The 25,731-nt window shown below is 39.9% G+C and carries 37 protein-coding genes, 1 pseudogene and 1 other annotated feature; of the genes and pseudogenes, 18 read left to right on the top strand and 20 right to left on the bottom strand.

Features of this window, described 5'->3' with window-relative positions:
* Positions 1-30: 30 nt before the first annotated feature.
* From R2H34_RS06185 to R2H34_RS06125, 13 genes are all read right to left on the bottom strand, one after another.
* Complete coding sequence (locus R2H34_RS06185; RefSeq protein WP_151835287.1) at positions 31-489, bottom strand: hypothetical protein; 459 nt, start codon at positions 487-489, stop codon at positions 31-33.
* 23 nt (positions 490-512) lie between these two features.
* Positions 513-908, bottom strand: a complete 396-nt coding sequence (locus tag R2H34_RS06180) for a DUF1064 domain-containing protein (protein WP_318342506.1) — start codon at positions 906-908, stop codon at positions 513-515.
* A 91-nt stretch (positions 909-999) separates the two neighbouring features.
* Positions 1,000-1,398: a hypothetical protein gene (locus R2H34_RS06175; protein ID WP_318342505.1), complete on the bottom strand. Its 399-nt coding sequence runs from the start codon at positions 1,396-1,398 to the stop codon at positions 1,000-1,002.
* Positions 1,398-2,144, bottom strand: coding sequence for an ATP-binding protein (locus tag R2H34_RS06170; protein WP_318342504.1), 747 nt, complete (start codon positions 2,142-2,144; stop codon positions 1,398-1,400). Before R2H34_RS06170 ends, R2H34_RS06175 begins: the two co-directional genes overlap by 1 nt.
* A complete protein-coding gene (locus tag R2H34_RS06165) occupies positions 2,141-3,100 on the bottom strand; it encodes a DUF1376 domain-containing protein (protein WP_318342503.1) in 960 nt (319 codons plus the stop codon). The genes R2H34_RS06170 and R2H34_RS06165 overlap by 4 nt, the downstream gene beginning before the upstream one ends.
* Before the next feature lie 6 nt (positions 3,101-3,106).
* A complete protein-coding gene (locus R2H34_RS06160; protein WP_086209291.1) occupies positions 3,107-3,412 on the bottom strand; it encodes a hypothetical protein in 306 nt (101 codons plus the stop codon).
* Entirely contained in the window at positions 3,409-4,956 is a 1,548-nt protein-coding gene (locus R2H34_RS06155) for a DNA cytosine methyltransferase (RefSeq protein ID WP_318342502.1), read from the bottom strand. The genes R2H34_RS06160 and R2H34_RS06155 overlap by 4 nt, the downstream gene beginning before the upstream one ends.
* Positions 4,953-5,465 (bottom strand): hypothetical protein, encoded by a 513-nt coding sequence (locus R2H34_RS06150; RefSeq protein WP_318342501.1) that lies wholly within the window; start codon positions 5,463-5,465, stop codon positions 4,953-4,955. Before R2H34_RS06150 ends, R2H34_RS06155 begins: the two co-directional genes overlap by 4 nt.
* Positions 5,462-6,325 carry an MmcB family DNA repair protein gene (locus R2H34_RS06145; RefSeq protein WP_318342500.1) on the bottom strand — a complete coding sequence of 288 codons (864 nt, stop codon included), beginning with the start codon at positions 6,323-6,325 and terminating at the stop codon, positions 5,462-5,464. Before R2H34_RS06145 ends, R2H34_RS06150 begins: the two co-directional genes overlap by 4 nt.
* Positions 6,322-6,906 carry a hypothetical protein gene (locus tag R2H34_RS06140; protein ID WP_318342499.1) on the bottom strand — a complete coding sequence of 195 codons (585 nt, stop codon included), beginning with the start codon at positions 6,904-6,906 and terminating at the stop codon, positions 6,322-6,324. The genes R2H34_RS06145 and R2H34_RS06140 overlap by 4 nt, the downstream gene beginning before the upstream one ends.
* Positions 6,903-7,685 (bottom strand): zinc-finger-containing protein, encoded by a 783-nt coding sequence (locus R2H34_RS06135; RefSeq protein ID WP_318342498.1) that lies wholly within the window; start codon positions 7,683-7,685, stop codon positions 6,903-6,905. The genes R2H34_RS06140 and R2H34_RS06135 overlap by 4 nt, the downstream gene beginning before the upstream one ends.
* A gap of 2 nt (positions 7,686-7,687) precedes the next feature.
* The gene (locus R2H34_RS06130) at positions 7,688-8,014 is read right to left on the bottom strand and encodes a hypothetical protein (protein WP_120365269.1); all 327 of its coding nucleotides are present in this window, start codon (positions 8,012-8,014) and stop codon (positions 7,688-7,690) included.
* A gap of 11 nt (positions 8,015-8,025) precedes the next feature.
* A complete protein-coding gene (locus R2H34_RS06125; protein WP_061517850.1) occupies positions 8,026-8,238 on the bottom strand; it encodes a helix-turn-helix domain-containing protein in 213 nt (70 codons plus the stop codon).
* 110 nt (positions 8,239-8,348) lie between these two features.
* On the opposite strand from R2H34_RS06125, the gene R2H34_RS06120 reads away from it, so the two are divergent.
* The 13 genes from R2H34_RS06120 (at position 8,349) to R2H34_RS06060 (ending at position 16,247) form a co-directional block, all read left to right on the top strand.
* Complete coding sequence (locus R2H34_RS06120; RefSeq protein ID WP_111883836.1) at positions 8,349-9,014, top strand: LexA family protein; 666 nt, start codon at positions 8,349-8,351, stop codon at positions 9,012-9,014.
* 12 nt (positions 9,015-9,026) lie between these two features.
* Positions 9,027-9,407 (top strand): hypothetical protein, encoded by a 381-nt coding sequence (locus tag R2H34_RS06115; RefSeq protein ID WP_111883837.1) that lies wholly within the window; start codon positions 9,027-9,029, stop codon positions 9,405-9,407.
* A gap of 180 nt (positions 9,408-9,587) precedes the next feature.
* Entirely contained in the window at positions 9,588-9,917 is a 330-nt protein-coding gene (locus tag R2H34_RS06110; RefSeq protein ID WP_010112842.1) for a hypothetical protein, read from the top strand.
* Between the two features lie 53 nt (positions 9,918-9,970).
* Entirely contained in the window at positions 9,971-10,795 is an 825-nt protein-coding gene (locus tag R2H34_RS06105; RefSeq protein WP_318342497.1) for a DUF2303 family protein, read from the top strand.
* Positions 10,796-10,888: 93 nt separating this feature from the next.
* Positions 10,889-11,347: a hypothetical protein gene (locus R2H34_RS06100; RefSeq protein WP_318342496.1), complete on the top strand. Its 459-nt coding sequence runs from the start codon at positions 10,889-10,891 to the stop codon at positions 11,345-11,347.
* Positions 11,331-11,708 carry a hypothetical protein gene (locus R2H34_RS06095; protein WP_262465552.1) on the top strand — a complete coding sequence of 126 codons (378 nt, stop codon included), beginning with the start codon at positions 11,331-11,333 and terminating at the stop codon, positions 11,706-11,708. The genes R2H34_RS06100 and R2H34_RS06095 overlap by 17 nt, the downstream gene beginning before the upstream one ends.
* The gene (locus tag R2H34_RS06090) at positions 11,705-11,920 is read left to right on the top strand and encodes a hypothetical protein (protein WP_318342495.1); all 216 of its coding nucleotides are present in this window, start codon (positions 11,705-11,707) and stop codon (positions 11,918-11,920) included. Before R2H34_RS06095 ends, R2H34_RS06090 begins: the two co-directional genes overlap by 4 nt.
* 1 nt (position 11,921) lies before the next feature.
* Positions 11,922-12,167 (top strand): hypothetical protein, encoded by a 246-nt coding sequence (locus R2H34_RS06085; protein ID WP_130112730.1) that lies wholly within the window; start codon positions 11,922-11,924, stop codon positions 12,165-12,167.
* Between the two features lie 12 nt (positions 12,168-12,179).
* On the top strand, positions 12,180-13,166 hold the full coding sequence (locus tag R2H34_RS06080; RefSeq protein ID WP_318342494.1) for a lambda-exonuclease family protein: 987 nt from the start codon (positions 12,180-12,182) through the stop codon (positions 13,164-13,166).
* 11 nt (positions 13,167-13,177) lie between these two features.
* Positions 13,178-14,191: a RecT family recombinase gene (locus R2H34_RS06075; protein ID WP_318342493.1), complete on the top strand. Its 1,014-nt coding sequence runs from the start codon at positions 13,178-13,180 to the stop codon at positions 14,189-14,191.
* Between the two features lie 53 nt (positions 14,192-14,244).
* Complete coding sequence (locus R2H34_RS06070; RefSeq protein WP_318342492.1) at positions 14,245-15,750, top strand: 3'-5' exonuclease; 1,506 nt, start codon at positions 14,245-14,247, stop codon at positions 15,748-15,750.
* The gene (locus tag R2H34_RS06065; protein WP_318342491.1) at positions 15,738-16,055 is read left to right on the top strand and encodes a hypothetical protein; all 318 of its coding nucleotides are present in this window, start codon (positions 15,738-15,740) and stop codon (positions 16,053-16,055) included. The genes R2H34_RS06070 and R2H34_RS06065 overlap by 13 nt, the downstream gene beginning before the upstream one ends.
* 57 nt (positions 16,056-16,112) lie before the next feature.
* Positions 16,113-16,247 carry a hypothetical protein gene (locus R2H34_RS06060; protein WP_318342490.1) on the top strand — a complete coding sequence of 45 codons (135 nt, stop codon included), beginning with the start codon at positions 16,113-16,115 and terminating at the stop codon, positions 16,245-16,247.
* A 36-nt stretch (positions 16,248-16,283) separates the two neighbouring features.
* Here the strand turns inward: R2H34_RS06060 and R2H34_RS06055 are convergent.
* A protein-coding gene (locus R2H34_RS06055) for an IS3-like element ISAba29 family transposase (RefSeq protein ID WP_318342272.1) occupies positions 16,284-17,503 on the bottom strand; the annotation gives its coding sequence in 2 pieces (ribosomal slippage) (positions 16,284-17,227 and positions 17,227-17,503; 1,221 coding nt in all).
* Positions 17,112-17,228 (bottom strand) — a sequence feature (AL1L pseudoknot). Its footprint overlaps the gene before it by 117 nt.
* A gap of 20 nt (positions 17,504-17,523) precedes the next feature.
* Between R2H34_RS06055 and R2H34_RS06050 the strand changes: the two genes are divergently transcribed.
* From R2H34_RS06050 to R2H34_RS06040, 3 genes are read left to right on the top strand one after another with little or no spacing between them, the layout of a single operon-like run.
* Positions 17,524-17,982 carry a hypothetical protein gene (locus R2H34_RS06050; protein WP_318342489.1) on the top strand — a complete coding sequence of 153 codons (459 nt, stop codon included), beginning with the start codon at positions 17,524-17,526 and terminating at the stop codon, positions 17,980-17,982.
* A complete protein-coding gene (locus R2H34_RS06045) occupies positions 17,979-18,374 on the top strand; it encodes a hypothetical protein (RefSeq protein ID WP_318342488.1) in 396 nt (131 codons plus the stop codon). The genes R2H34_RS06050 and R2H34_RS06045 overlap by 4 nt, the downstream gene beginning before the upstream one ends.
* Complete coding sequence (locus R2H34_RS06040) at positions 18,374-18,655, top strand: pyocin activator PrtN family protein (RefSeq protein WP_318342487.1); 282 nt, start codon at positions 18,374-18,376, stop codon at positions 18,653-18,655. Before R2H34_RS06045 ends, R2H34_RS06040 begins: the two co-directional genes overlap by 1 nt.
* An 86-nt stretch (positions 18,656-18,741) precedes the next feature.
* On the opposite strand, the pseudogene R2H34_RS17890 reads toward R2H34_RS06040, so the two are convergent.
* A pseudogene (locus R2H34_RS17890) lies at positions 18,742-18,807 on the bottom strand (hypothetical protein); the annotation flags it as partial.
* Positions 18,808-18,889: 82 nt separating this feature from the next.
* On the opposite strand from R2H34_RS17890, the gene R2H34_RS06035 reads away from it, so the two are divergent.
* On the top strand, positions 18,890-20,098 hold the full coding sequence (locus R2H34_RS06035; RefSeq protein WP_004959695.1) for a DUF1615 domain-containing protein: 1,209 nt from the start codon (positions 18,890-18,892) through the stop codon (positions 20,096-20,098).
* Complete coding sequence (locus tag R2H34_RS06030; protein ID WP_318342486.1) at positions 20,065-20,763, top strand: HAD family hydrolase; 699 nt, start codon at positions 20,065-20,067, stop codon at positions 20,761-20,763. Before R2H34_RS06035 ends, R2H34_RS06030 begins: the two co-directional genes overlap by 34 nt.
* Here R2H34_RS06030 and tnpC read toward each other — a convergent pair.
* From tnpC to cgtA, 5 genes are all read right to left on the bottom strand, one after another.
* On the bottom strand, positions 20,760-22,364 hold the full coding sequence (gene tnpC / locus R2H34_RS06025; protein ID WP_004684361.1) for an IS66 family transposase: 1,605 nt from the start codon (positions 22,362-22,364) through the stop codon (positions 20,760-20,762). The genes R2H34_RS06030 and tnpC overlap by 4 nt on opposite strands.
* 74 nt (positions 22,365-22,438) lie before the next feature.
* Positions 22,439-22,774 (bottom strand): IS66 family insertion sequence element accessory protein TnpB, encoded by a 336-nt coding sequence (gene tnpB, locus R2H34_RS06020; RefSeq protein WP_004642106.1) that lies wholly within the window; start codon positions 22,772-22,774, stop codon positions 22,439-22,441.
* Positions 22,771-23,154 carry an IS66-like element accessory protein TnpA gene (gene tnpA / locus R2H34_RS06015; protein ID WP_004684363.1) on the bottom strand — a complete coding sequence of 128 codons (384 nt, stop codon included), beginning with the start codon at positions 23,152-23,154 and terminating at the stop codon, positions 22,771-22,773. The genes tnpB and tnpA overlap by 4 nt, the downstream gene beginning before the upstream one ends.
* Before the next feature lie 150 nt (positions 23,155-23,304).
* Positions 23,305-24,438, bottom strand: coding sequence for a glutamate 5-kinase (proB, locus tag R2H34_RS06010; protein ID WP_004913414.1), 1,134 nt, complete (start codon positions 24,436-24,438; stop codon positions 23,305-23,307).
* Positions 24,439-24,453: 15 nt separating this feature from the next.
* Positions 24,454-25,671: an Obg family GTPase CgtA gene (gene cgtA / locus R2H34_RS06005; protein ID WP_004913416.1), complete on the bottom strand. Its 1,218-nt coding sequence runs from the start codon at positions 25,669-25,671 to the stop codon at positions 24,454-24,456.
* Between the last annotated feature and the right edge of the window lie 60 nt (positions 25,672-25,731).

The raw sequence follows: 25,731 nt of genomic DNA, 5'->3' as shown, positions 1-25,731 counted from the left end.
CCTTAGAGGGGGTGAAGCCGTTTTGATAAATTACAACAGCTCTCCTTGCTTGCCTATATCTAATAGATCCCCTACTTGCTTCGATAATTTACGCACTTGACCTGAAACTTCACTCTGAAGTATTGCCATATGATGGCCCATTTCAATATTTGCATATTGCATTGCTTCAGCAACCATAAGATTGCCAAGGTTACGTGCTTCACGTGGCGTTAATGTCAAAATCTGATCATCACCAATTTCAATTTTAACTGTACCATCAGGTAAAACCATCTTGGACATAATACGAGATGGGCGATGTTTAGGGGCTGGAATGAATACACCACGCTGTACACGGATAATCTGGCCACTATCGACAAGATGACTTAAACGATCATCAACGATAGATAATTTGAAGCCTGTCAATTGTGACAAAGTTTCTCTAGTAACGATTTGCTCTTGATTATGTAAATCCTCAACGGCTTCAAGGATTGTTTCAGCGTTAGACTTCATTGTCATACTCCCCTAAATCGTTCTTAAACTTCAACTACGTCGATATTATGAATTAACTTCATCAATTTACGTTTGATGATGTAATCCGCAGTTTTATGACCTTTGGCATCTTCACAGATGAACTGATCATCTTTGGTCCAATAAACAAAGTCTGCTATGTAATCTGTGCCACGTACTTTCTCACCACAAATTTTCTGTGCCGGTATCAGGTTGTATCGAACCTGGGTCTGTAAATCCTTGATCTCACCTGCACGTTGTAAGACCTTTAAATCATTTAAACGACGATATTCATGCTGTGAATCAGCAACTTTTTCACCATCAACAACAACTTTATGATTCCCATATTTTGGTTGTTTAGGTTTTTTGATACGTTGTTGCACAAGTCTTTTGATTTGAGATTGTGATAAATAATTTGTCATAGCTGGTTCACCCGTGCATCAGGTAGATAAAACCCTTTAATTGGTGGTTGTGGCTGTGCAATTAACATTGCTAGTGATAGCCTGCTTAGTCTCATTCCCCACCACCCTTGAGCGCTTGCTCTAACTTCTCGTACACACGTGGCATTGCTTTATCTAGATCATTCATTTCGAAATGCTCTCTGACAAATTTAAGCAACATCAACAATTCATGGTTTTTGTGACCTTCTTGATCTACAGTGGTCCATGCCTTTTTGAGTTCCGCTTCTAGTCCCTTGATATGATCTCGCTGCAAACCACAACCGACTGTTAGTTCTTCCACCCGCTTTTGCAACTCATCAATTTTGGATTGTTGGTTTTGTTCTCTTGCGATAGCAACATCAATGATGTTGTCGATGTGCTTCTCAATAGTTGATGTTGTCTTCTCTTTGCCACTCACAGATAGAACATCCGCTATAGCAAATCTCTTTAATTCGTCAAATTCACTTCTCATCACTTCACCTTCACCCGTGCATCAGCCCAATTACATTCGACAACGGTCAAACCGTCATGCTGAAAACGTGACCACAGACGGTCACCCAAATCATCTTTAAGTTTTTTTAATGTGAAATTGGAAATCAGCATCGTTGGTTTTTTTGCGTCATAACGTGCAGTTAAAACCTTATGAATTAACTCAAGTCGCTTATCACGGTCATGCAATCCATACTCGTCGAGAATGAGTAAATCGTATTGGCAAAGATCATAAATTACAGATTGTTCAGACTGATCTTTCGTGTCTTTATCCCATGCGTTCATGATCCGCTGCGCCATGTCCTCAGACGTGATGTAACGTACATACAATCCGTTATTAAGTAATGTTTTGGCTGTTGCACACCCTAAATGGGTTTTACCTGTTCCAGTTGATCCAACCATGATGAAATTTGATTTATCACCGTTGATCAGAGCTTTTGCGTAGGTAATACATTCGCTTAATGCATTGGCTTGTCCTTGTGTGTTTGTCCTGTAATTCGCGAATACTGAATCTGCGTGACGATGCGGAATCATTGCACCTTCAAAATGCTTGTCGCGTACCATGCGATCAACACGAGCCTGATCACTAGTTTTGGATTTGTTTACATGCTCAACCGCACATTCAGGGCAAATGTGATGTGGTCCAGCTTGCACCATGTTGATTTTATGAATCTGGCAAATCTGTTCAACACAATTAAAACCGTTATGAAAATTAACTAATGCGTTCATCGAAAGCCCTCTGGTATTTCAACGGTACCGTGGAATGGTTGATCATCTGATCTTGGTTGATTTGCCCAAGCATCGTTGACGTTCAGCCCTGTTTGTTTTGGTTTTTCGGTTTTGGTTTTTGTCTGTGCAGGTTTTTTAAATTCCTGAATTAACCAGGTTGCAAACTTGTAGGTTCGCTGGCTGTCAGTGAGATCGATTTTGTTTTCCCAATAGGCATTGAAATTGCCTAAACAAAATTCGTATTCAGGCATAGCGATTACTTGTTCAGCCTGAACACCAACGCTCTGTCGAATTACGTTCAGTAAGATTTCTGGATCAGGTTTCCAAGTTTCATCCGATTTTGAATTTTTTGCCTCGTCGCTTAGTGTGTGTGTATTAATATTATCTATTCTATTCTGTGTCTTATCTGTTGCGATCCCGACATGATTCGGGTTGCTATCGCCCCCCGATCGGGACTCTATAATTTTGGCAATCTTCTTTGTTAATGCTTTGGATTGGGGGGCGATACTTTTTAACCGATGAACTGCATCGCATAGCTGACTTTCTAACTCAGATGTATCTATCTGAATTTCCCAACGCTTAGCGTTCCCTTGTGCCCCAGATATAGCACTGGCAAGCTTTTCAATCCAAGCTTCCAATGCTTTCTCTGCAACTACATGGTGATACAAACGACCATCACCACCATCAACCCATCCACGTAAGGCGTGATCTTTTACTTTTTTCCATTTGGTTCCCATGCCAGATAAGTGCGCAAGCATCTTGTCATTGTTTGGAATACTTGCAGCAGGTATTTGCGACCAGCTTTTTAACCACAACGTCATGCTTGCAACTTTTTCTGAATCATCTCCAAGAATCCATGTTTCAGAATTCAAAAGTCGATCAATATCCAGTGGCATAAATGGAAAATTTGATACATCACACTCTTTCGGAGTAAGTGGAATTTTAGAATTATTCATACCACCTCACCACAAATCTTCACTACATAACCCAAGGCGAGAAAATTCCATCTCACCTAAGGCTATTAGCTCTAATTGGTTTGCAGTCCATTCTTGTTGGCCACATTCAACTGCATGTAAAAATGCTTGTGGACGTGTATAGAACTTCCCATTTTCACAATAGAAACCTTGATGTGCAGATTTCCCCCATTGATTTTGAATATCTGGTACCAAGCCAAGTGACAGAATGATATTGGTACAGTCCGCATGGCGATTAGGTTTTGGTAGAGCGACCATAAGATCACCAGCTTTTACAGCAACTCCGATAATCATGCAGCACCTCGGTATTTTTTCTCATGACTAAAGTTTGCTTCCACCAAGGCTCGTGCAAGTTGAGGGCAAACTGAATTGCCCACCATCCGTGTTTGCTCTGTTTTTGTTAACTTGATTTCATTGCCTGCATCGTCCAGCCCTTTTTCAAAAATATAAGAATTTGGAAAACCTTGCGCTTTAAATAACTCAACTGGTTGAAGCATGCGAAAACCAATGTCAGCAATTGAATATTCCTGCCCTTGAACTCGCACCAATCCAAATCGATCACGTGTTGGGATTGTCCGTAAAGGCTCATTAACCGAATTACCATCTTTTTCATTGCCATAAAATGCTGTTAAAAAAGCACGAACTTCAGCAAATTGATTAACTGTCGTCATAGTATGGATTGGCTCATTTAAATCTTGGCCAATACAATTGTTTTTCATTTTAGAAAGATGGCTGATCACTAGCGAATTATGATCCTTAGCAGTAATTGTATGAACTGGATCTTTTATAGAACTACCAACTACACCGGTATAATTTTTGGCTAAAAAAGCAGACACTAGTCCATGGTGTCCACCAGTTGCGATTGTATGTAAAGGGTTATTAACACCATTACCATGATGTCCTGTTGTATTCACAACTAGGCTTGGGGCAATAAGTGCATGGTGGCCACCTTTAGTTTGGGCGCAGATCGTTCTTAATGGCTCATCAATTGGCATTGCCCGCTTGTTGGATGCATTCGCACATTCAGTTAAAACTGGTGCCATGCCATTAATAATGAACGGATCGGGATTATCAAATACAAACTTCTTAAGCCCACCCGCAATGCGCTCCAGTGTTGCCGTTGCAAGTGGGCGTGTACGTGTGAAGATACTTGGACATTCAATTGACCAATCAATGCATTCAGCTGCTGTACGCCAAGGTTTTAAATTTCCTTTTTGCACCTGTATAGAATCAGGATGACCATGCGTTGGTTGTGGCCATTGAATTTTTAAACCATCACGCCTAGCAATGAGAAAGAATCTCTTACGGATAGTTGGTGAGCCATAGTCACATGCTCGTAATTCTCGATAATCAACTTGGTAACCTTGTTTTTTAAGTGCGTTCACAAATGATTTGAAAGTACGACCTTTATTTTTAGGACATGGTTTCCCATCTGCAGCAAGATCACCCCATGTTTTAAACTCTTCAACATTCTCAAGCATAATGACGCGTGGGCGAGTTTTAGCTGCCCAACGTAGTGCCACCCAAGCCAAACCACGAATTTTCTTTTCAACAGGTTTACTACCTTTGGCTTTTGAAAAATGTTTACAGTCTGGAGAAAGCCAAACCAACCCTACTGGTTGATTACCTGTAACTTGAATTGGATCTATATCCCAAACAGACTCACAGTAATGCCTAGTCTCAGGATGATTCACTCGATGCATCGCTAAAGCTTTTGGATCATGATTAATTGCCACATCAACAGAGCGATTAAATGCTTGCTCTAGACCAGTTGACGTTCCACCACCGCCAGCAAAATTATCAATAATTAATTCATGGGGGAGTAAATTTAAATTCATGCTGCCACCCCCTTATGTTTCACATGCTGTGCCCAGCCTTTACATGGTTTCATGCACTTACGGTCTTTAGCCGATGGATTGACCAAATTTTCAATATCTTTATGGCAATAAAAAACTGCATCCGACTCCAAGGCATGAGCCAAGTCAGATTGAGTAGAAAGACAATGATTTGCTAAAGTACCGCAGCGATAAGCACACGATTCACATAGAACATCTTGATTAGGAGCCTTTTGCGCCAAGATCAGCCCATTCAAAGCACCATGAAAACTAGGTGAAATAAGCTTATCTAGTGCGTATGGGTGCATATCGCCAGTGGTGACGAGATGTAAATACAATGTTTCATCACACGATTGGGCATAATTCACAGCAACATTTAAAACATTGCCAAGTAAATTAAGTAATTCATCATGTGATTTTGCTGAAAACTTATCCTTGATTGCATGTAAGCGTTCAGCTTCAGGCAATTGGATAATGTCTGTTAGAGCGAGAATTGAGGTGTTATCAATCATGATGTCACCTCCACATTAAAAGGAGGTTCAATTACTTGTTTAAGTTCCTGCAACTGACGTTCAAGGCTGCTCATTGTAGATTGAACCTTTTTGCGCATTTCTTGAACTGAGTTATCAGCTTCCAGCAGTGCTATCTTTTCTTTTAATGCATATTGAATGGACCAAATTGAAGCATGTTCCTCTACACCTAATAATTTGCACAGGTCATTTTTAAGTTCTTCAAAGGCTTTCTGTTTCTCTAACTGATGTTCTGCAAGTCGAAAAACATCTAACACATCGTATTTTTTCTGTAGATGCTCAACTCTGTATTGAAGTTTTTCTTCCGTACAATCTCTCTGAGAAAGCAATATCGCTAGTTGCTGACCGTACTTTTTTTCAATCTGATCATGAACATGACGTTTATTAAACTCTTCCATTTTGATACGTCTGGTTGAACGATCTACACCATCAATTACCAGCTTAATCCAGCAATCGGCAGGAAAATTATCTTTAATAGGAAGTAAAGTTGGCCCCTTGACCATACGCCAACCTTTTTCACTGCGAACGATAAGCCCACAGCCTTTAGGAATATCATCCTTATTGATCAAGCCTTGTGGTACAGCGAATATCACACCCGATGCAAATTTAAGATAGCTTTGCCACTTGCCTTTTGTTATGTCTGAACGGAAGTCAGCAACAGATACCTTGCACTCATAAGCCAGTGGTTTAAAATTTGCGTACGATTTGGGTATGCTGTACACATCAGGACGTGGTGAACCAGATTGACCGAGTTGCATGTCCGTCCAGATAATGCGGTCACTGTTTTGACCTAAGTGTTCAGCAAGGTCATTCATTAGTTGATTATGAGTCCACTTTTTCATGAATCACCTCGCAAGGCTTCATTCATTTCTTTGCAAAACACATTAAATGGGTATCGCTTGTCTCTGAATTTATCTGCGACACAAGAAGCAGCATCAATCCTTTTTTGTAGCCCCCTCATTTTCTGCCAGTGTTTTCGCATAACACGGGTTTTAGTTACCAGTGCCCCACGCTCTGACAAATACAGTTGAGCATCATTAAGAAGTTCATCAATGCGTTTCTGCTGTCCCTGATATATTTCCCATGCCAATTGAATGGCAGTGATTTTGTACTGACCGTTTTCCATGATGAATAAACGCTCACCATGGATATAAACAAGGTTGATATAGATTGATGATGATTTAATAGAATGTTCAAACCATTCTTGTTCAGTATCAAAGCAAGGGGATTTTATTGTCTGACCATTGCTTGATTCATTTGCAGGTGTTATTTCTGCAAAATGTACCCATTCATTGGATTTCCCAATTTGTTTAATTTCAACCATACAGTCATCTGTACTTACAACTTCCCAGAAGTCACCATAACCATTTCCAATAGCACGGGTTAGCAAGACAACTTTGTCACCAGCCTTGTAATTGCTCATACCGCACCGCCTATAATTTGCTGATTTACACACAACGAATAGACTCGTTTGCACTGCTCAACATCAAACATGCCGATATGACAATCTTTTTCATTCAGCCCCATTGCTACTGCTAATGCTTTATAGGCATCTTTGCGCTTCATGTGTCCATCACGCCATAACGGATCAAACACTCGATGTGCTATAGACTTCCATTTTCTAAGTTCAGCATTTGCCAATCGACCAAGTGAGTTTTTAGTACCAGGGTGACAACCAACATATGCATCACAAGGCACACATTGGTAGAACCATTTATGTGACAGGTCTGGTCTATGAGGGTAAATGGCTGTGCCATCTACCCCATCAGACTCTTTATTGCAGTATGGACAGATTGGATTTGTCATTAAGCGTTTTTTTGCTTTAAGTTCAGCTGGTGTGGCATGTCGTAAAATTGGGAAACCACGCAATTTGGGTTCTCCTTTTGGATCCTCCAAAAATGCACAAGGATGTAAAAGATGAGGTTTATCTAAAATTAATGTGACTATTAATAAATCGTCATTAAATTCTGGACTTGTAGTCACAACTACATCACCTACCTTAAATTGCAGCTCAACTTTTTTTGAGGAAATTCCAGTGCAATCTATCACTTGGCTGGTACCACATTTCACATATGCACTATCAGGTGCAACACCTAATTCAAATTCACGTTTTTCAATTTGCTGAACTAAACAGTGATGGCACTGTTCCCCTTTAAATTCTGGACATTTGCCAGTGCACTTATGTTCTGTTAAATTACTCATGTTCATTTACCTGAATGTTGATGAATACTAGAAGCTCGACCTGCAACGTCGGGCTTTTTTAATGCCTGCCAAAAACTTTTCAAATTTCTGCATACATTCTTGAATACACTGGTAGACGTTGTATTCTTTGATTTTTCTATGTGCTCAGATGATGATTGACCTGTCTCCAGTTCGATCTTTTTATCTATGGCATCTCTTAACCACTTCGCACGATCACTACCTTGGCTTTCAGCCAAAGTATCAATGATCTCTTGGACTTCCAGCGGTACACGTGTTGACATGGGTGCCAACAGTTTTTTGCTGAATACAAACATTATTTTTGTTTCCATAAGATTTCCTTTTAACTTGCAGATTTTGCGGTTAAGTCTACTGATTGGTGTTTTTCCCAAAGAGCTTCTAATTTCTTTCCAAGCTCATAAGACAAGCGTTTACCGCAAACGCCACGTTCTAAATCACTTACATAATTTTGAGAACATTCAATTTCCGCAGCGATTTGAGTTTGTGTTAAGCCTTTTTCTCTTAAATCAGAGATCATTGTTTGCCACTGATTCATAAGAACCTCCGATATTTTTAACAAATATATAGGTTTTCCGATATTAAGACAATAGCCAAACCGATTGCATTTTGTATCAGAATTCCGATAGTAGTTTTTAGGATTTTTTTATGGCGACTTTAGGTGAAAATTTAAAAAAGCTTCGTAAAGCCAAAAAAATGACTCAAAAGGAATTGGCTCAAAAATCAGGCGTGAAGCAATCTGTAATATCTGATCTTGAAACAGGTAATGCTAAATCAACAGGTTCTATACTTGAATTAGCAAATGCACTTGGTGTAACAGCTGAAGAATTAAAAAAAGGTATCACTCCTGATTTTGATAACAATGTTGTCTCTATCACATCAAATAAGCTTATCCCTGTTTTATCTTGGGTACAGGCAGGATCAATGACATCAGTAGAATCTATTAATCCATCAGACATTACAGAATGGCTTCCTCCGTTAAGTTCTGATGATCCTGACGGCTGTTTTTACTTAAAAGTAGTTGGTATTAGTAATTTCCCAACATACCAAGATGGTGATTACATACTTGTAAATCCATCATTCCAAGTTTGTGATCTTTTATCTGAAGACCTTATTGTTGTTAGAAATAATACAGATGCAACATTTAAGAAACTAATCATTGAAAGTGACGAACGTAAATATTTACAAGCACTTAACCCAAACTTTCAACCTAATATCATTGAATTCGAAGAAGGTATGGAATTGGTCGGCTTGGTGATTGATGCATTCAGACCTCTTGGCGGTTCTCGTCCTAAAAGAGTTAGGAAATCCTGATAGGAAAAAATCATGAAAATAATTTATGGATTATTATCTTTATTGATTCTAAATGGTTGCTCATCAAAATGTGATAATGGATGTTTTATATTGAATGGTGAGGAATTATCTTTTGTGGATGCTGAAATGCTTGTTTCTCAATGTGACCATTTCAGAACCAATTTTTTTAGCAGACAAGCTGTAAGTTTAAGTTATCGAGAAATAGCAGACAGAACAAATAATGATCCAAACACTCCACTTATGAGTACATACATGAGTTATATGTCTATTTCTGAAAGTCCTCTTATATATGATAGAAAAGAAAAAAATCCATATATTAAACACAATCAAATCATACAAGCTTGCGTTCAACTTAGGAGAGACTTTAATACTGACCGATTCTGGACGAATTGATCTTTATGAATAATTATTTCTAACTAATCGTAATTTGCTAAGTCCTGCCATGAGCAGGTTTTTTTGTCATTAAAAAATTAAAAATCGGAATTTCTATAAAAATATCGGTTTTCCTATTGACTCTTAATATCGGTAATGCGATATTTATATCACCAACAACAACCAAACTTGGTGAATTTTATGTCTACCAAACCAACCAACGCACAGCAATTTGTTGCTGACTTAGGTGCAGGAACCTTTGCTAACCAACTCGGTGCAGCTATCAGCATGGTTTCTCAAGGTGCTGTTCAGCACAACAAAAAAGGTCAAATCAAAATCACACTTGATATTGCTCGTATCGGTGATTCAAGCCAGGTCGAAATTGCACACACACTCGCTTTTGTTGAACCAACAGCAAAAGGTAAACGTGCAGAGGACACCACCTCAAAAACTCCAATGCATTTGAATGCTGGTGGTGATGTCACGTTGTTCGCTAACCATACAAGCCAATTATTCACAGAAGACGCTTAAACAGCCCCCTTCTCATTACAACAATTTTACCAACCATCCATAAGGTACTGAAAATGGAAAACTCTGCTAAAGAAATCGTTGAACTTGCGTTACCTGTAAATGATTTATCTCGTGGTGAACTTGTTGCCATTCATGAAAATTTCAAAGTTCATGATTTAGAACAATTTAAAGCTGGTCGTAACCGTGCACGTGGTGTTTTAAAAACCCCATCTTTTGAAGATTTCAAAAGTTATGTTTTAGGTAATACGCAGTCTGAAAATTCTGTTCCTGAAGTAAAAGTTTATGCACCTGTATTTGTTGACCACAAAAATGTATCAGCAACAGCAATTTTAAACTTCAAAGTTGTTGGATTGGCTCAAGGTCATTGTGACCATAAAGCAGTATTACAGCTTGAACCAACTGTAGTTTGGGAAAAGCTTAATCAACTTAAAGATAACAAACTCAATCAAAAGAGTTTTGCAACATTACTTGAAGATTGGGCAAGTGTATTCGCTGCAACAAGTGAAACTGGTGAAACGATCCATATTGCGGAAGCAATTAATGCAGTTCGCAACATGAAAGTTGGCGCATCTTCAACTACTGACTCGTCAGTATCAAACATGCAAGAAACTCGCTCAGTCTTTGACAAAGTTGAAGCTTCAAGCACAGCAGGGAAATTACCAAGTTATTTTGAAATCATTGATCCAGCTTATGTCGGTCTTGATGACAAAACTATTCGCTTGCGTCTTGTAGTAAATAGCTCAGATGGCGAGCCATCGTTTGCATTGCAAATCGTTAAAGAAGAACTCTTGCGCAATGAAATTATTCAAGAATTCAAGGAAAAAGTGATTGCCTTGCTTCCTGAAAACCCTGTCCGTATTGGTACCTTTTCAGCGTAAAACTAAAAATTAGGCAATAAAAAGCCCCGAAATTTTGATCGAGGACGGGGCTTCTTTAAGGGGTATAGCAATCGCTATAAGGAGATTATGAACATGGTTTCACTAAATTTCAAACCATTTTTGTTGGGTTTAGGTGGTGCAGTAGCGATGACAGCAGTTTTAGCATCTGTGCAAAAGTATCAACCAGCCAAGCTACCTGTTGAAGAACAACAGCTAATAACAGTGGCTTCAGACATCTACAAAGTGGATGAGCTAGATTTAGGGCCATACAACGACTGTAAACATGATTGTCATGCAACCTTATTAACAGCAAATGACCAGTATTACATCGAAGTGAATTTTGACTATTCAGGTTTCGATAATGGTAACGGCTTTAATCGTGCTGTAGGCATTCAGATTGATCGCTTAGAACCTGAATTGGTCGGTGATGAAGATGGCGAAATCAATGCATATCTTGATCGTTATGAAATCGACAAGATCAATGATGCTCTTGAAGACTCTATCGCTGTGAAACTTCAAAAGTTTGGAGGTTCTCATGGGCGAGTTTATTGAGATTAAACATGGTCCTACAAGTCAGCCAAATAAGCTGCAAGCATTTGTTTACAGAATGCTATGTCCGATTGTTACTAAAGACTATCAAGTAATCAATATTGGCAAATCGACTCTTTATGTGGCTTTTGAAGGCTTCCCATGGCAAACCATCAAATCACGGGACCCTTTATACAGTTACCACTATGGTGAGAAATGGGGATGGAACCCACTAATAGTAAAAGGTTCTGGTCGATTTGGTGGTGGATGGGCTTTCAAATTTGGCATCACTTCAAATGAAAATTTTCGTGAATTAGTTATTGACGTGGGAATTGGTTCAATTCGTTTGGAAATCATGAATTCACGTAGAGGATTTAGAGCATGAAAATCAAAAAGATTACTTCTCAAATCCGTCGTGATTTCACAGCAATTTATGAATGTGAGCACTGCGGAAATACCGAAACACGTGATGGCTACGATGATGAATATTTCCATCGTAACGTCATACCAGCAATGGTTTGTGTGAAATGTCAGCGTACTGCTGATGATAGCTACCGCCCTCTTGCAACGAAATATTCTGAAAATCAGGTGGTGTGATATGGCTTCGATGACTGAAAGAAAATGCAAATATTGCTTAAAGGTCTTTTTAGCTCGTACTGCTGATGTAAACCGTGGATGGGCTAAGTTCTGTTCTAAATCTTGTAAAGCAAAAGAACAAGAAAAAAGGACAGGACAAAATGCAGCTTACAAAAATATGTGTAAGGAATTAGATGATGAGCGCATATACCACGAAGCCTGTGCAGCAAATGAAATGGGTTGGGATGGGCATAAGGATGCTTATTAAGGAGTTAAATATATGAATACACAAGTCAATCGCGACCAATTCCTTGCAGGTCGTAAAAAAGGTATCGGTGGTTCAGACGTTGCTGCAATCCTTGGTTTTAGTCCATACAAATCACCATATCAATTGTGGTTAGACAAAACTGGTCGCAGTGAACGTAAAGAATCACAAAATGAGTCTGCTCATTTCGGCAACTTACTTGAAGACGTTGTTGCAAAAGAGTTTTCACGTCGCTCAGGTATGAAAGTTCAACGTGTTACTCAGCAGCTTTCTTTAGAAAATATTGGTGAGCCGTGGGCTATCGGTAACATTGACCGCGCTGTTGTAAATCCTGAAATCGCAGGTCGTGTTTTCTTTAAAGATGGCAAGTTGACCACTGACCAAGGTTTGGAATGTAAAACAGCTTCGGAATATTTATCCAAGTTATTTGGTGAAGAAGGTACAGATCAGATTCCAGATTATTACCTAACCCAATGCCTTTGGTACATGAAACTTACTGGCTTCCAAGTATGGCACCTTGCTGTTCTTATTGGCGGCAATAAGTTCCGTATGTATCGAATCGAGCGTGATGACGATTTAATTGAATCAATCTTTAAACAAGTTAAAGCATTTTGGTTCAACCATGTCATTGCTGATGTACCACCAGATCCGACATGTTTTGATGATGTTTTACACCGCTGGTCAAATCATGTTGTGGGTAAACAAGTCGAAGCTGATTTTGAACATATCAAGCTTGCTGAAGAACTTATCACTGTTCAAGGTCGTCTAAAAGCAGATAAGGCTCGTGAAGATGAAATCAAATTAAAGATTGTCTCAACGATGCAGGATGCGGAAATGATGATTAGCCAAGGCAAGTCTATCTGCACCTACAAAGAACAATCCTCTACTCGTATCGACAGTACGCTGTTGAAAAAAGAAGAACCTGATTTATTTGCGAAATATAGCAAAACCTCCAGCACACGTGTTTTCCGTATTTCAAACAAGTTTAAAGAAACAATTTAAGGAATTTTATTATGAACGCATTAACAACCCCACAAAATGGTCAGATTGCCCACTTAACTGCTTTTGACATCATGATGAATCCTGAAATTATGGATCGTTTTGAGCGTATTGCAAGTGTCATGGCTTCATCAAAATTTGCAGTGCCGAAACATCTTCAGGGCAATACTGGAGATTGTTTAGCCATCATTATGCAATCAGCACAGTGGCAAATGGACCCTTTTGCCGTAGCTCAAAAAACTCATCAAATTAATGGTGTATTAGGGTATGAAGCGCAACTTGTGAATGCTGTGATTACCAATCGTGCACCTATCACAGGTCGTTTAAATTTTGAATGGTATGGCGATTGGGAAAAGATCAACGGCAAGGAAGATAAATCATGGGATAAAGGCATTAAAGTTTGGGCAACATTAAAGGGTGAAACTTCTCCACGTGAAATTGATGTTTCTATGGGACAAGTAGGCTCAGTACGCAATTCACCTTTATGGGTAAGTGATCCACGCCAACAACTTGCGTATCTTGCTATTAAACGTTGGTCACGCTTATATACACCCGATGTAATTTTAGGTGTTTATACCCCAGATGAAATTGCTGAACGTGAAGAACTTGATGTTACCCCAGTTCAATCAACGGTAAAAAAACATCAAGGTTCGAGTGGGCTTAAAGCTCAAATGGCTGAACGTGCACAATCTCAAGAAACTGTCATAGATATGGCTCCTAATAACTTTGATGTTAAAGGACTCATTAATCAAATTAATGCTCTAAGCACAATTGAGGAATTAAAGGCTTTAGCTAAAACAATTCCTGCCGATCTTGGCGAACCTGCAAAAACAGATATTTCTACTGCGTATGCCAACCGTAAAAGTTATGTGCAATTACTGGTTGATTTGGATAGTGCCGACACCATCGAATTAATCAACTCAATTATGGCTGAACGTTTTGAACCCAATACAAGTTTAATGAGTGATGAACAAATTGATGAAGTTAGCGCACTATTTGAACGTAAATCAGCAGAACTTACACCTTGACTAATGGCATGTGGTGCCCTCACACATGAGGGTACCAATAGTGAGATAGAAATATGAATCCAACTATTGAACAACAACATGCCATTGATATGGCATTACATGGTCAGTCTTGTAAAGTGACCGCATACGCTGGTGCTGGTAAGACTTCTACCCTTAAACTGATTGGTAATGCAAAGCATCATCAACATGGCATGTACTTGGCATTTAACAAGGCTATTGCAACAGAAGCACAGTCTAAATTTAACCATAATGTTAAGTGCAAAACATTTCACAGCCTAGCTTATAACTCTGTTCCACGCTGGCTGACTAATAAATTAAAAAATCGTCGCCTGATGTCAAACCAATTGGCATCTCGCCATGATCTTGAGAATTATCAAGTACCAGTGGCATTGGTTAAACAACGTGGTGAGGATGACCAGAAGCGTTTATTTAATTCAAAACGTATGGCCACATCTATGATGAATGCCGTTGGTTATTTCTGCCGTTCTAATTACAGCGAAATTCAACTATCACAAGTTTACGCTGCTTTACCTGATTGGATGGATGATACATATCGTGCTGAATTGGCAAATATCCTTTTACCTAAGGCACATGATTACTGGAATGACATTTTAAATCCTGCTGGTATTAACCGTCTCGAACATGACCATTACCTAAAATATTGGGCATTGAGCAATCCAGTGATTAATGCTGACTTTATTTTATTTGATGAAGCACAAGATGCTGATCCTATTATGTTGAATGTTTTGAGTAAGCAACGTGCTCAGGTAATTTATGTGGGTGATCGTCACCAGCAAATCTATGCGTTTCGTGGTGCTGTCAATGCGATGCAATCCCTAGATATTGCTGAAACACGTTTAAGTCAATCATTCCGTTTTGGTGAAAACATTGCTGATCTTGCGAATAAAATTTTGTTCAACGTTTTGGATGAAGAAATTCCATTACGTGGTTTTGAACAAATTGACTCCAATGTTGGTGAAGTCACCGATATGGTTGCAGATGCATTTATCTATCGTACCAATGCTGCTGCCCTTTCCAACATGGTTGAGCTGGTAAAAATTGGACGTGAACCACGTTTGGAAGTTGATACAGGTTCTTTATTAAAAAACATTGAAGATGCCAAAAAAGTTAAATCTGGAATAAAAGTCCACGATGGAAGTGTATTTGAAGGCTTTAGCAATTGGGAAGAAGTCATTGAATACACAAATGAAGTCTCTGGAAATGACTTAAAAGCACTTGTTAGCCTAATCAATAAAGTGGGTGAAGAAGCTCTAATCAGCTCATTACTAAAAAGTAATTCTAGTGATTATGACTGCATTGTGACCACAGCTCATAAGTCTAAAGGCTTGGAGTTTAACAAGGTCAAACTTGGTGGTGATTTCTTTTATAAAGAAGCTGCTGCACCTGGTGAAAAAATCCTAACCGAAGATGAAGCTCGACTTTTGTATGTTGCTGCTACTCGAGCTAAAAAGCAGTTAGATATTTCTGCATTGAATCCACTATTTAAAAAAATTGGATATAACACCCAAGCTGAGGTAAATGCCTTATGCGTTCAGTAGTTAAGCAGAAAAACTTCTTAGGCTTCAAAATCTGGTTAGAAAAACTGGGGTATGAAGTGAAGCAGTTAGATGGTGGTTTTGTGGCACGAGCAAAAAGTCGAGAAGCACAACGAGCATATAAAAAAGCACATCATTATGTGCGTGTTGGCTCAGACCTTTCAGGTAATCAAGCTGCCTATGAGCTTGGGGCTGAATTTGAAAACCATCTTCGTGCACCTGAACAGACTTGCACAGCAAAAGAAGAAAAGGAAATTCTGCATATTGTTAAAGGTGAAGCACATGGAATGGGTTATCTGGTGGCTTGAAATTATGTTGGTAGTGAACGGATTTTTATTTATTAACTTTGAATTATGGTGGCTGTAATGAAAACAAATGTAAATTTTGATTTAGAGAATGAGCTTAAAGCACATCTTAATTATTTTATTCAAACGAATAACTTGCCAGCCGACTTTATATTAAAACAAAACCCTCAAATAGATCGAGAGTTTGAAGTATGAACCGTACCGGGTTTATCGGAGACTTTTTTATTTAAGTTAGGCCACCTGACCTAACGGATTAATCTTATCATAGTACATTGCTTCAAACTCAAAAGGCGATACATAACCCAGTGCACTGTGTACACGCTTTTTGTTGAACCAATCTACCCAATTTAATGTCGCAAGTTGTACATCCGCTAAACCTTGCCAATCTGCTTTTAAATATTCAATCACCTCTGTTTTGTATAAGCCATTCACCGTTTCAGCCAGAGCATTATCGTATGAATCACCCGTTGTACCGACTGATGCTCGTAAATTTGCTGCTTCTAAACGATTGGTATAGCGAATGGAAAGATATTGCACACCTCTGTCGGAATGATGAATCACATTCTTTGGCATGCCTCGATCATGCAATGCTTGCTCCAGTGCATCAAGTACCATATCTGTATTCATCCGTGTTGATACTTTCCATCCAACAATTGTTCGCGAGAACACATCAATAATAAATGCGGTGTAGACCCAGCCTGAATGAGTTTGAATATACGTGAAGTCAGCGACCCACAGCTGGTCAGGATGATCTGCATTAAAATTGCGTTTTACTAAGTCATCTGCTCGTTTTTGATCATCTCGGCTACGGGTGGTTTGTTTATTCTTACCACGCCAAACACCTTGTATACCTAGCTTCTGCATCAATCGAGCAACTGTACAACGTGCGATAACATAACCTTCACGTTTCAATTGTTGCCAGACCTTACGCACACCATATCGACCTAAACTTTCTTTCCAAATACGTTTGATTTGCTCTGCATGATGTAAATCATGCAGAGCACGTTTCGCTCGATGTTCTGGGTTATCAACGAGATCTAAAGCCCGATAATAGGTCGAAGCTGCAATCGGTAAAATTCTACAAATCGCTTCAACACCATATCGATCTTTATTGTTCTGGATAAAATCCACCATTATTTGTGTGGGCGGTCGAGCTCCGCCTGGGCGAAAAAAGCGGCTGCTTTGCGTAGAATTTCATTGGCACGCTTTAATTCTTTAATTTCACGTTCCATTTGCTTCATTTTTTCTTGGTCAGATTTCTGTTGTACTTTGGCAGGATTTAGTTGATCCATATGCTTTAAATACCAAACACGCAATGTTTCAGGAGTACAACCGATTTTAGGAGCAATAGCTGTGATTGCTGCCCAAGTAGAAGGATAATCTTTTTCAGATTCAATTAGTAATTGAACCGCTCTTTCTCTAATTTCGGGGGTATAGTTTGGTTTTTTCATCGGAATAGTCTCTCAGAATATTGAGTCTCCGACAAACCTGGTACGGTTCAGTAAGCGAAAAATCTTGGATTGCACGTGCAACACCAAAGGTACCAGCAAAAGTTATTGTAAAAGCATCTGTTCGATATTGGGAAGATTCTACAATTAATGGTGTTGAAGATACTGATAGTGGTGACAGAACACCTTGTAAAAATGGTGATTTATGGTGCCCTGTCATTAATGTGGCTACTGGAATTATTGAGAATTGGGAAATTGGGAAAACCGCAAGTATTCATTTTAAAGTATCTGATGGTTGTGGTTGGGAGTTAGTAGATTCAATTGGTAATATCATTAAATCCCAAGATGATGGATATGTCCCTAGAACTCTGTGCCCTGCTGAAAATGGTTATGGCGATTACATCATTATGAATATTGATGAAAAAGGTCAAATTGAAAAATGGCGTTTTGATATTGATGATTTTCAAGAGGATGATGAATGATGGATATTCAAAACTTTGAAACAGCTTATTTGAATGCAGGTGGAAAGGCATCTGAGCTTGAAAAAGAAGATGGTGACTATGTTTCATCAAAAGCTCAAATGGGTTGGGAAATGTGGCAAGCAGCCAAATCTCAAGAAATTCCTGAAAATTCACGTTATGTATACTTAAACTGCAATCAGTTGAAACAAGCTCTCGAGTTTGGAGCACCTGATCTATTTCAAGAAAATCAAGGTGATCAGGAAAATATTGATTTTCAACTTGAAACAGAAATGGCTATTGAGTTCATAACAAATGGTCATAGTGGTTCTGGTTATTACTGCTGGTATTCAGATTTACCTGAAGAGGGTTCAATTCTTTTAACAGAAGAACTTGAGACACAGGAGAATGCGTAATGGGAGTAGCTATCAATCGAAATGACCAAATCGACACGTCAATGATGTTGATTCTGCGTTATAAAAGACCAGTTGTTGCCTTAAAAGATATTATTGAAGATTACATGCCACATTTAGATATGGCAGCTGCAAAACAACGAGCAGCTAAATGTAAACTACCTTTTCCAGCATTTAAGGTGGATGGTAATAAATCTGAATACTTTGTAAACTTAACGGATGTTGCAGTCTGGTTGGATTCACTGCAAAAAGAGTCTCAAAGAAATTGGAGTGAGGTGAATTGATTTCACCTCTTTTTTTTACGCCAATTCTACGCCATACGCCACGCAAAAAACACTAAGATATTGATTTTAAATTATTATTATAAATAGTCTAACCCACCCGCCATAGGTGCGACAATCAAATTATTTGACAGTTGATATGGACCAATATACATATATTTTCTTACAAATTCTGATCAACATAGTATACTTCATTCGCCCATTCAGCTCATCTTTTTATGCGGTGTTGCACTGATTATGAATAAATCGACTTCGACTCATCCCTTTTTCAAGACTATTAGCATCTTAACTGCATGCATAAGCTTAGCCGCTTGTGGTGATAATGCTTGGTGGTCAAGTGACAAAGATCCTGAGATGGAGGCTGATCAAATCAGAAAGGTCATTCCTGCACGTGTAAATGATCGTGAATCTTGGTCTCAAGATATTTTCGATATTATGCAAGAGCTAAGCATTCCTAAAACTAAGCAAAATGTATGTAGTATTGTCGCTGTAGTCGATCAAGAATCGAACTTTGTTGCTGACCCTACAGTACCTGGATTAGGTGCAAAAGCGGTTGAGGAAATTAACTCAAGACTAAAAGAAAAGTTCGAAGCAAAACTTGGCGAAAAAATTGGTGGCACAGTCGCTGGTTATTTTGAAGATGTACTCAAAAACCAACCTTCACCAGAAAACAACTATATGAGCCAGATGCGTAAAGTACAAACTGAACGCGAATTAGACTTACTCTATCGAGAAATTTTCGATTACATGGCTCAACATTATCATGTGAGTGCATTAACAGGCGCAGCCAAACTGGTTGGGCAAGACATTGGTGAGAAGTTAAATCCAATCACCACATTAGGCTCAATGCAAGTACATATCAATTATGCAAAAGAGCATAAACGTAAAGCTGGAGGCATAGCCGAGTTACGCAATGATCTTTACACTCAGTATGGCGGTCTATACTACGGTATTCATCGTTTAATGGAATACCCTGCTAATTATGATGAAGCAATTTATCGATTTGCAGATTATAACTCTGGAATGTATTCGAGCCGTAATGCTGCTTTCCAAAAAATGCTAGGTGCATTAACAGAAGCTGAAATTAGTTTAGATGGTGACTTACTCCTATACAATAAAGACGGTGATGTAAGATCTACACAAAGCCAAACTGAAAAAGAATTAATTGCTGTTTTTGCTCAAAATAATGTATTGGTAACTCCACGACAAATTCGTGCTGATCTGAAAAAAGAAAAAGAGAAAAAATTTGAAGATACTCAAACTTACTTAGCTGTTCAAAAACTTTATCAAAAGAAAACCAACAAAGAACCAATGTATGCTGTCATGCCTCAAGTGGTCATTTCAGGTCCTAAATTGAGTCGTGATTACAACACAAATTGGTTTGCAAGTCGTGTTAACGGGCGTTATGAGCAATGCATGCAAAAAGCAAAAAGAATCAAACTATAAATCTTGCACTCTTCGATTTTGACGGGACTTTATATCCCAAAGATAGTTTTACTGGGTTTATCTTTTATACCCTTTCAAAACGTCATATTGTAAAAAATGGCTTGAAAATTCTGCCATGGATTCAAGCCTATTATTTAAATTTATATCCAGCACATGCAATGAGACCAAAACTTTATCAAAGCATGTTCAAAGATATTCCCGTCGATTTTGTAGATCAACTATCCCAAGATTATGCAAAAAAAATAATTAAAAAACTTGATTCAAATTTAATGAAACAATTGCATAAACATCAACAACGTGGCGATCATATTGTGCTGGTTTCAGCTTCAATTGATTTATACCTTAAATATGTTTGTAAATTTTTAAATATCGAACTTATTTGTACAGTAACTGAAATACAAAATGGTCATTTAACTGGTTTTTATCAGTCAGAAGATTGTAGTCGAGAGCAGAAGAAACGACGTATATTGGATCAATATAATCTCTCTAATTATCAACATATTTATGCGTATGGTAACAGTGAAGAAGACTTAGAAATGCTATCTATTGCTGATTTTACCTATATGGTTGGCGAAGATAAGCCACTACCAAAAGTCGATGATTCTCAAGACCATGACATGTGGAAAAAAGGTAAGCGTCCGCTGAACCCCATGCCTATTTTTTAATTTGAGTTGGATTTCCAGCGATGTGGTAGTAATTCTTCTATTTGGGTCGCTTTATGCGTCGGCAGCCTTTTCAGCACATCACTGAGATAGGCATACGGATCCAACCCATTCAGCTTTGCTGACTGGATTAAAGTCATGATATTTGCCGCTCGCTGTCCACTGCGCAGCGAACCTGCAAACAACCAGTTCTTACGGCCCAATGCCCAGGGACGCATTGAGTTCTCTGCCCAGTTATTGTCAATGGGTAGATTGCCATCATCCAGATAGCGGCTTAAGGCTGGCCAACGCTTCAGACTGTAATTGATGGCCTTGGCGGTTGGAGAACTCGATGGCACCGTCAGATAATGTTGGTTGAGCCATTCACACAGTTGTTGCATCACCGGTTGGCTGTGCTGTTGTCGGTATTCGCGGCGGTGTTCTGCTGTACCATCGGTCTTTTTCCTGAGTTCTGCTTCTATCGCATACAGTTTCTGAATCATCAGTAATGCCTGTTCAGCGATCTGACTTTTCCCGGTCACATGTAGCTCATGGAATTTACGACGTGCATGCGCCATGCAGCCCACCTCTATGACATCGCCTGATTTAAAGCGTGCTTTATAACCACTGTAATCATCACAGACCAGATGGCCCTGCCAGCCATTCAGGAACTCTTCTGCATGCTGACCTGAACGGCTATCCTGAAAGTCATAGATCACCGCTTGAACTGGATTGTACTGTGTAGTGGCATAGGCCCAGACATAACCTTTCTTCGGTTTTTTCTCATCATCACCCATCCGCATGATGGTGACCGGCGTTTCATCGGCATGGATCACCCGCTGTTGCAGCACCACCTGTTTTAAGGCATTGGCCAGAGGTTCCAGTTCCACACCGCAGCGACCTATCCAGTCAGATAACGTTGATCTAGAAAGCTCGATTCCCGCCCGCTGATAGATCAGACGTTGACGGTACAGCGGTAAATGATCGGCATACTTCGATACCAGCACATGGCTGAGCAGTTCAGGTGAAGCAATGCCTTTATCAATCACATAGGCAGGCATCGCTTGCTGAGTCAGGGTGTCACACTGATCACAGACCCATTTGCCACGCACATGCTGTTCCTTATAGAACTGTGCCGGTCTGAAATGTAGTTTTTCACTGATATCTTCGCCGATACGACGCAAGGTGCAGCCACAAGCACATTGGGTTGATGTTGGTTCATGCTCGATACGGATGGTGTGTAGATGATCGGGCAGCAGTCGACGTTTAGGTTTGTTGACTGTGGCTTTGTGTGTCGCTGCATCAGTTTTATCTGCATTCAGCCGTTCCAGTTCCAGATCAACAGCGGCAATATCTTCTTCGACCGCTTCATCCCACAGATGGATTTGTTTTGCGGTGAGATGTTCGTTTTTACTGCCAAATTTGTGCTGTTTAAATAGTGCGAGCTCATGCTCGTATTTTTGCGTGAGAATGGAAAGATGTTGAACTTTGGCATCCAATTGCTGGTTTGATTTTTCTAATTCTTGATTTGATTGTGCCAAAGACTGATGCTGCATTGCCAACTGCCGGGTAAATTCCAGCAGTTGTTCATGGGTCAGTTGGCTTAAATCAGGCAGCGTATTCATGACCGCAGTATGCCTGAGGTCATGACGCAGAGGAAATAGAACGTTTGGAGAATAGCAGAATGGACCAAGCTAGTTTAGAGCATCGTCACCACCTGCTGTCGTCCAATGCGCTGCCAAGGCAAACCCTGGATCAGTGCCTGTAACTGTTCTGGGCTGAGGGCTACGCTTTCACCCTGGTGAACTTTAGCCCAGTGAAATTTTCCCTGTTCCAACCGCCGGGCACACAGCCAGATGCCCAGTCCATCATGTACCAGCACTTTCATGCGATGGCCACGTTTATTACAGAACAGGTAAGCACAATGCGGTTTGATGTAGCCAAAGGCTCTCACCACCTGAGCCATGGCCGTATCCATACCTGCACGCATGTCCATGGGCTGAGTAGACAACCAGATTTCATCGATACGGATCATGTTGTAAGTGCCTTGAGTAATTCTGCTAAAGCAGATATTTCTGATACTTGCCATTTCAAGCCAATTTCTGCTTTTGAGTGGGGTAAAGTAATTTGAACCGTTAACATGCCAGTAGGGATAGGATCTAATGGTGCGGAGCAAGATAAGGTAATAAATGCAGGTTTATTCGGTAGTAGTGAGCGATCATTCCCTGGCTTAGCATCAATTAAGCGAATCCATTTGGATACAAGATTTGTATTCAATCCATGTTGCAAAGCGACCGAAGCAATTGAAACCTCCGATGCTTTACACGCCTGAACGATCTGCTGTTTAAATTCAGCACTATATGTTCTTCGTTTTATCGTAAGAGATGCGATGGATGTCTGGTTATTTGTAGTCATAAATTTAAGTTCCCACTTGTTTTTAAGTCAGGACTAAATTAAGGCTTATAGGACGAATTCATAAGGTGTGTTCAGCGGACGCTTACGAAAAAAGTTAAAAAAATATAAAAAAAGCTCGCTTGAAGCGAGCTTTTTACACAGCAGAGTAAATTAATAAATCGCCATGTGATCACGATGGATCATTTCTAGTGAACGTGCTTCACCAAGTACTTGGTAGACTTTTTCGGAAGACAGTCCCTTAACCATTTCAGCTGAGCGCGAACTAAAATTCACACGACCAACGGCAATTCTAGCGCCACTCTTATCTACACATTCCACAACATCACCGCGATCGAAATGCCCTTCTATCGCCTTGACACCTACAGGTAACAAACTACGATGTTTAAGTTTGATCGCTTCAACTGCACCGTCATCTATAACTAAACGACCCGCTGTTTGCAAATGCGCAGCCAACCATTGCTGATGTGCTGTGACACGGTCATTATCAGTCGTAAATAAAGTGCCCAACATTTCACCCGCCATCAAACGAGCAAGTACATTTTCACTTTCACCACTGGCAATTAAAGTTGGACAACCAGATTTTGCAGCAAGGCGAGCTGCGCGAACCTTGGTAACCATACCACCACGACCAAGTACGCCACCACCGCCTGCCATTTCAAACAGCGTGTCATCTAATGCACGAACAGATGAGAATAATTTAGCATTAGGATTACTGCGTGGATCTGAATCAAACATCCCTTGTTGATCAGTCAAAATAATCAACAATTCAGCCTGAACTTGCCCCGCAACCATTGCTGCTAAAGTATCATTATCACCAAAACGAATTTCGTCAGTTGATACCGTATCATTCTCATTAATTACAGGAATGACTCGCCAATCGATTAAATTCTGTAGAGCATCACATGAGTTTAAATAGCGACGTCTGTCAGCTAGATCATCATGTGTAAGGAGTACTTGCGCAGTTTGGATACCATGCTGATCAAGTACGCTAGACCATGTATGAATCAGTCCCATTTGACCAATTGCAGCACAAGCCTGCAAACTGGGTAGATCAGTGGGTCGACTCGCAAGCTTCATGCGTACCATCCCTTCTGCAACTGCTCCTGAAGACACGAGTATGATCTCGTGTCCAGCATTGTGTAGATCAGCAATTTGCTTCGCCCAGTGGGAGATCGCATTCAGATCTAAACCTTGACCATTTGCAGTGAGTAGAGATGATCCGATTTTAACAACGATTCGTTTACACGCATTGAGCTGACGTTGCCCATCGACCACTTCTATCATTTTATCCTCGGTTCACTAATCACGAACGTAGATACTTTCTACGCCGCCTTCATCTTCATCATCATCAAAATCTTCATCATCGTCCAAGTCAGCTTCACGCTGAGCTTTACGCATAGCACGATATGCTTCTTTTGCTGCGATGGTTTGTTCACGCGTTTCAGCTTCAAGCTGTTCACGTAATGCTTTAATTTCTGCAGCGTACTCTGGATCTTCAACTTCACGCTCACGTTGTTGCTCGATTTGATCCATTAAGTAATAAACAACTTCCTTAGTACCTTCTGCCATCAAACCAGAAGTTTTAAATACAGGACCAGTCCACTGCAATTCATCAAGAATGTGCTGACACCACTCATCTCTCGATTCTTCAGGAAGTTGATCAAGTTTATTTAATACAAGAACAATCGGAAGTTTTGCTAATGTCGGAGAGAATTTTTCTAATTCAGCTAAAATTGCACGTGCATTATAAGCTGGATCTGAACCATCAATTGGTTGTACATCAACAATATGCAGAAGAATACGTGTACGTGCCAAGTGCTTTAAGAAGCGAATCCCTAACCCTGCACCTTCAGCTGCACCTTCGATTAATCCAGGAATATCAGCCATAACAAATGAACGATGACGATCTGCATCTACAACACCAAGATTCGGAACCATCGTTGTAAATGGATAGTCAGCAACTTTTGGTTTTGCCGCACTTACAGCACGAATAAATGTCGATTTACCAGCATTCGGCATACCGAGTAAACCTACATCTGCTAAAACTTTCAATTCTAAACGAACTTCACGGTACTCACCTTTGATCCCGTGTGTACATTTACGTGGTGAACGATTGGTAGATGATTTGAAATGAGTATTTCCCAAACCACCATCACCACCGTTTGCCACTTTTACACGTTGACCGTCAGCAACTAAATCACCAATGATGTCGCCTGACTCGGTATCTACGATTGTTGTACCAACAGGTACTTTTAAAATAATGTCTTCGCCACCACGACCTGAACAGTTCGCACCTGAACCATTCTTACCACGTTCAGCACGGAAACGTCGTGTGTAACGATAATCAACTAGGGTGCTGGTATCATCATCGGCTTGAATATATATACTTCCGCCACGTCCCCCATCGCCCCCATCAGGGCCACCAAAAGGGACAAATTTTTCACGGCGAAAACTGGCTACGCCATTGCCACCGTCGCCAGCCTCTACGGTTATGACTGCTTCATCAACAAAGCGCATGTGCCAATCCTCTAAAATCTTAAAAGCGAACTATTTTGCCACATTTTAATAAATTTCTCG

This window comes from Acinetobacter sp. 16 (assembly GCF_033439925.1).
In the GTDB taxonomy this organism is placed as follows: Bacteria; Pseudomonadota; Gammaproteobacteria; order Pseudomonadales; family Moraxellaceae; genus Acinetobacter; species Acinetobacter junii.
This window is presented reverse-complemented; position numbering and strand designations above follow the sequence as displayed.

Coding starts and splice junctions, on each gene's coding strand:
- R2H34_RS06130 (WP_120365269.1), bottom strand. CDS start 8,014: ATGGAAACAAAAATAATGTTTGTATTCAGCAAAAAACTGTTGGCACCC.
- R2H34_RS06090 (WP_318342495.1), top strand. CDS start 11,705: ATGAAAATCAAAAAGATTACTTCTCAAATCCGTCGTGATTTCACAGCA.
- R2H34_RS06075 (WP_318342493.1), top strand. CDS start 13,178: ATGAACGCATTAACAACCCCACAAAATGGTCAGATTGCCCACTTAACT.
- R2H34_RS06135 (WP_318342498.1), bottom strand. CDS start 7,685: ATGAGTAATTTAACAGAACATAAGTGCACTGGCAAATGTCCAGAATTT.
- R2H34_RS06065 (WP_318342491.1), top strand. CDS start 15,738: ATGCGTTCAGTAGTTAAGCAGAAAAACTTCTTAGGCTTCAAAATCTGG.
- R2H34_RS06030 (WP_318342486.1), top strand. CDS start 20,065: ATGCATGCAAAAAGCAAAAAGAATCAAACTATAAATCTTGCACTCTTC.
- R2H34_RS06165 (WP_318342503.1), bottom strand. CDS start 3,100: ATGAATAATTCTAAAATTCCACTTACTCCGAAAGAGTGTGATGTATCA.
- R2H34_RS06155 (WP_318342502.1), bottom strand. CDS start 4,956: ATGAATTTAAATTTACTCCCCCATGAATTAATTATTGATAATTTTGCT.
- R2H34_RS06095 (WP_262465552.1), top strand. CDS start 11,331: ATGGGCGAGTTTATTGAGATTAAACATGGTCCTACAAGTCAGCCAAAT.
- R2H34_RS06105 (WP_318342497.1), top strand. CDS start 9,971: ATGGAAAACTCTGCTAAAGAAATCGTTGAACTTGCGTTACCTGTAAAT.
- tnpB (WP_004642106.1), bottom strand. CDS start 22,774: ATGATCCGTATCGATGAAATCTGGTTGTCTACTCAGCCCATGGACATG.
- R2H34_RS06110 (WP_010112842.1), top strand. CDS start 9,588: ATGTCTACCAAACCAACCAACGCACAGCAATTTGTTGCTGACTTAGGT.
- tnpC (WP_004684361.1), bottom strand. CDS start 22,364: ATGAATACGCTGCCTGATTTAAGCCAACTGACCCATGAACAACTGCTG.
- R2H34_RS06120 (WP_111883836.1), top strand. CDS start 8,349: ATGGCGACTTTAGGTGAAAATTTAAAAAAGCTTCGTAAAGCCAAAAAA.
- R2H34_RS06040 (WP_318342487.1), top strand. CDS start 18,374: ATGGGAGTAGCTATCAATCGAAATGACCAAATCGACACGTCAATGATG.
- R2H34_RS06145 (WP_318342500.1), bottom strand. CDS start 6,325: ATGAAAAAGTGGACTCATAATCAACTAATGAATGACCTTGCTGAACAC.
- cgtA (WP_004913416.1), bottom strand. CDS start 25,671: ATGCGCTTTGTTGATGAAGCAGTCATAACCGTAGAGGCTGGCGACGGT.
- R2H34_RS06185 (WP_151835287.1), bottom strand. CDS start 489: ATGAAGTCTAACGCTGAAACAATCCTTGAAGCCGTTGAGGATTTACAT.
- proB (WP_004913414.1), bottom strand. CDS start 24,438: ATGATAGAAGTGGTCGATGGGCAACGTCAGCTCAATGCGTGTAAACGA.
- R2H34_RS06125 (WP_061517850.1), bottom strand. CDS start 8,238: ATGAATCAGTGGCAAACAATGATCTCTGATTTAAGAGAAAAAGGCTTA.
- R2H34_RS06140 (WP_318342499.1), bottom strand. CDS start 6,906: ATGAGCAATTACAAGGCTGGTGACAAAGTTGTCTTGCTAACCCGTGCT.
- R2H34_RS06150 (WP_318342501.1), bottom strand. CDS start 5,465: ATGATTGATAACACCTCAATTCTCGCTCTAACAGACATTATCCAATTG.
- R2H34_RS06080 (WP_318342494.1), top strand. CDS start 12,180: ATGAATACACAAGTCAATCGCGACCAATTCCTTGCAGGTCGTAAAAAA.
- tnpA (WP_004684363.1), bottom strand. CDS start 23,154: ATGACTACAAATAACCAGACATCCATCGCATCTCTTACGATAAAACGA.
- R2H34_RS06160 (WP_086209291.1), bottom strand. CDS start 3,412: ATGATTATCGGAGTTGCTGTAAAAGCTGGTGATCTTATGGTCGCTCTA.
- R2H34_RS06060 (WP_318342490.1), top strand. CDS start 16,113: ATGAAAACAAATGTAAATTTTGATTTAGAGAATGAGCTTAAAGCACAT.
- R2H34_RS06170 (WP_318342504.1), bottom strand. CDS start 2,144: ATGAACGCATTAGTTAATTTTCATAACGGTTTTAATTGTGTTGAACAG.
- R2H34_RS06175 (WP_318342505.1), bottom strand. CDS start 1,398: ATGAGAAGTGAATTTGACGAATTAAAGAGATTTGCTATAGCGGATGTT.
- R2H34_RS06045 (WP_318342488.1), top strand. CDS start 17,979: ATGATGGATATTCAAAACTTTGAAACAGCTTATTTGAATGCAGGTGGA.
- R2H34_RS06085 (WP_130112730.1), top strand. CDS start 11,922: ATGGCTTCGATGACTGAAAGAAAATGCAAATATTGCTTAAAGGTCTTT.
- R2H34_RS06070 (WP_318342492.1), top strand. CDS start 14,245: ATGAATCCAACTATTGAACAACAACATGCCATTGATATGGCATTACAT.
- R2H34_RS06100 (WP_318342496.1), top strand. CDS start 10,889: ATGGTTTCACTAAATTTCAAACCATTTTTGTTGGGTTTAGGTGGTGCA.
- R2H34_RS06180 (WP_318342506.1), bottom strand. CDS start 908: ATGACAAATTATTTATCACAATCTCAAATCAAAAGACTTGTGCAACAA.
- R2H34_RS06035 (WP_004959695.1), top strand. CDS start 18,890: ATGAATAAATCGACTTCGACTCATCCCTTTTTCAAGACTATTAGCATC.
- R2H34_RS06115 (WP_111883837.1), top strand. CDS start 9,027: ATGAAAATAATTTATGGATTATTATCTTTATTGATTCTAAATGGTTGC.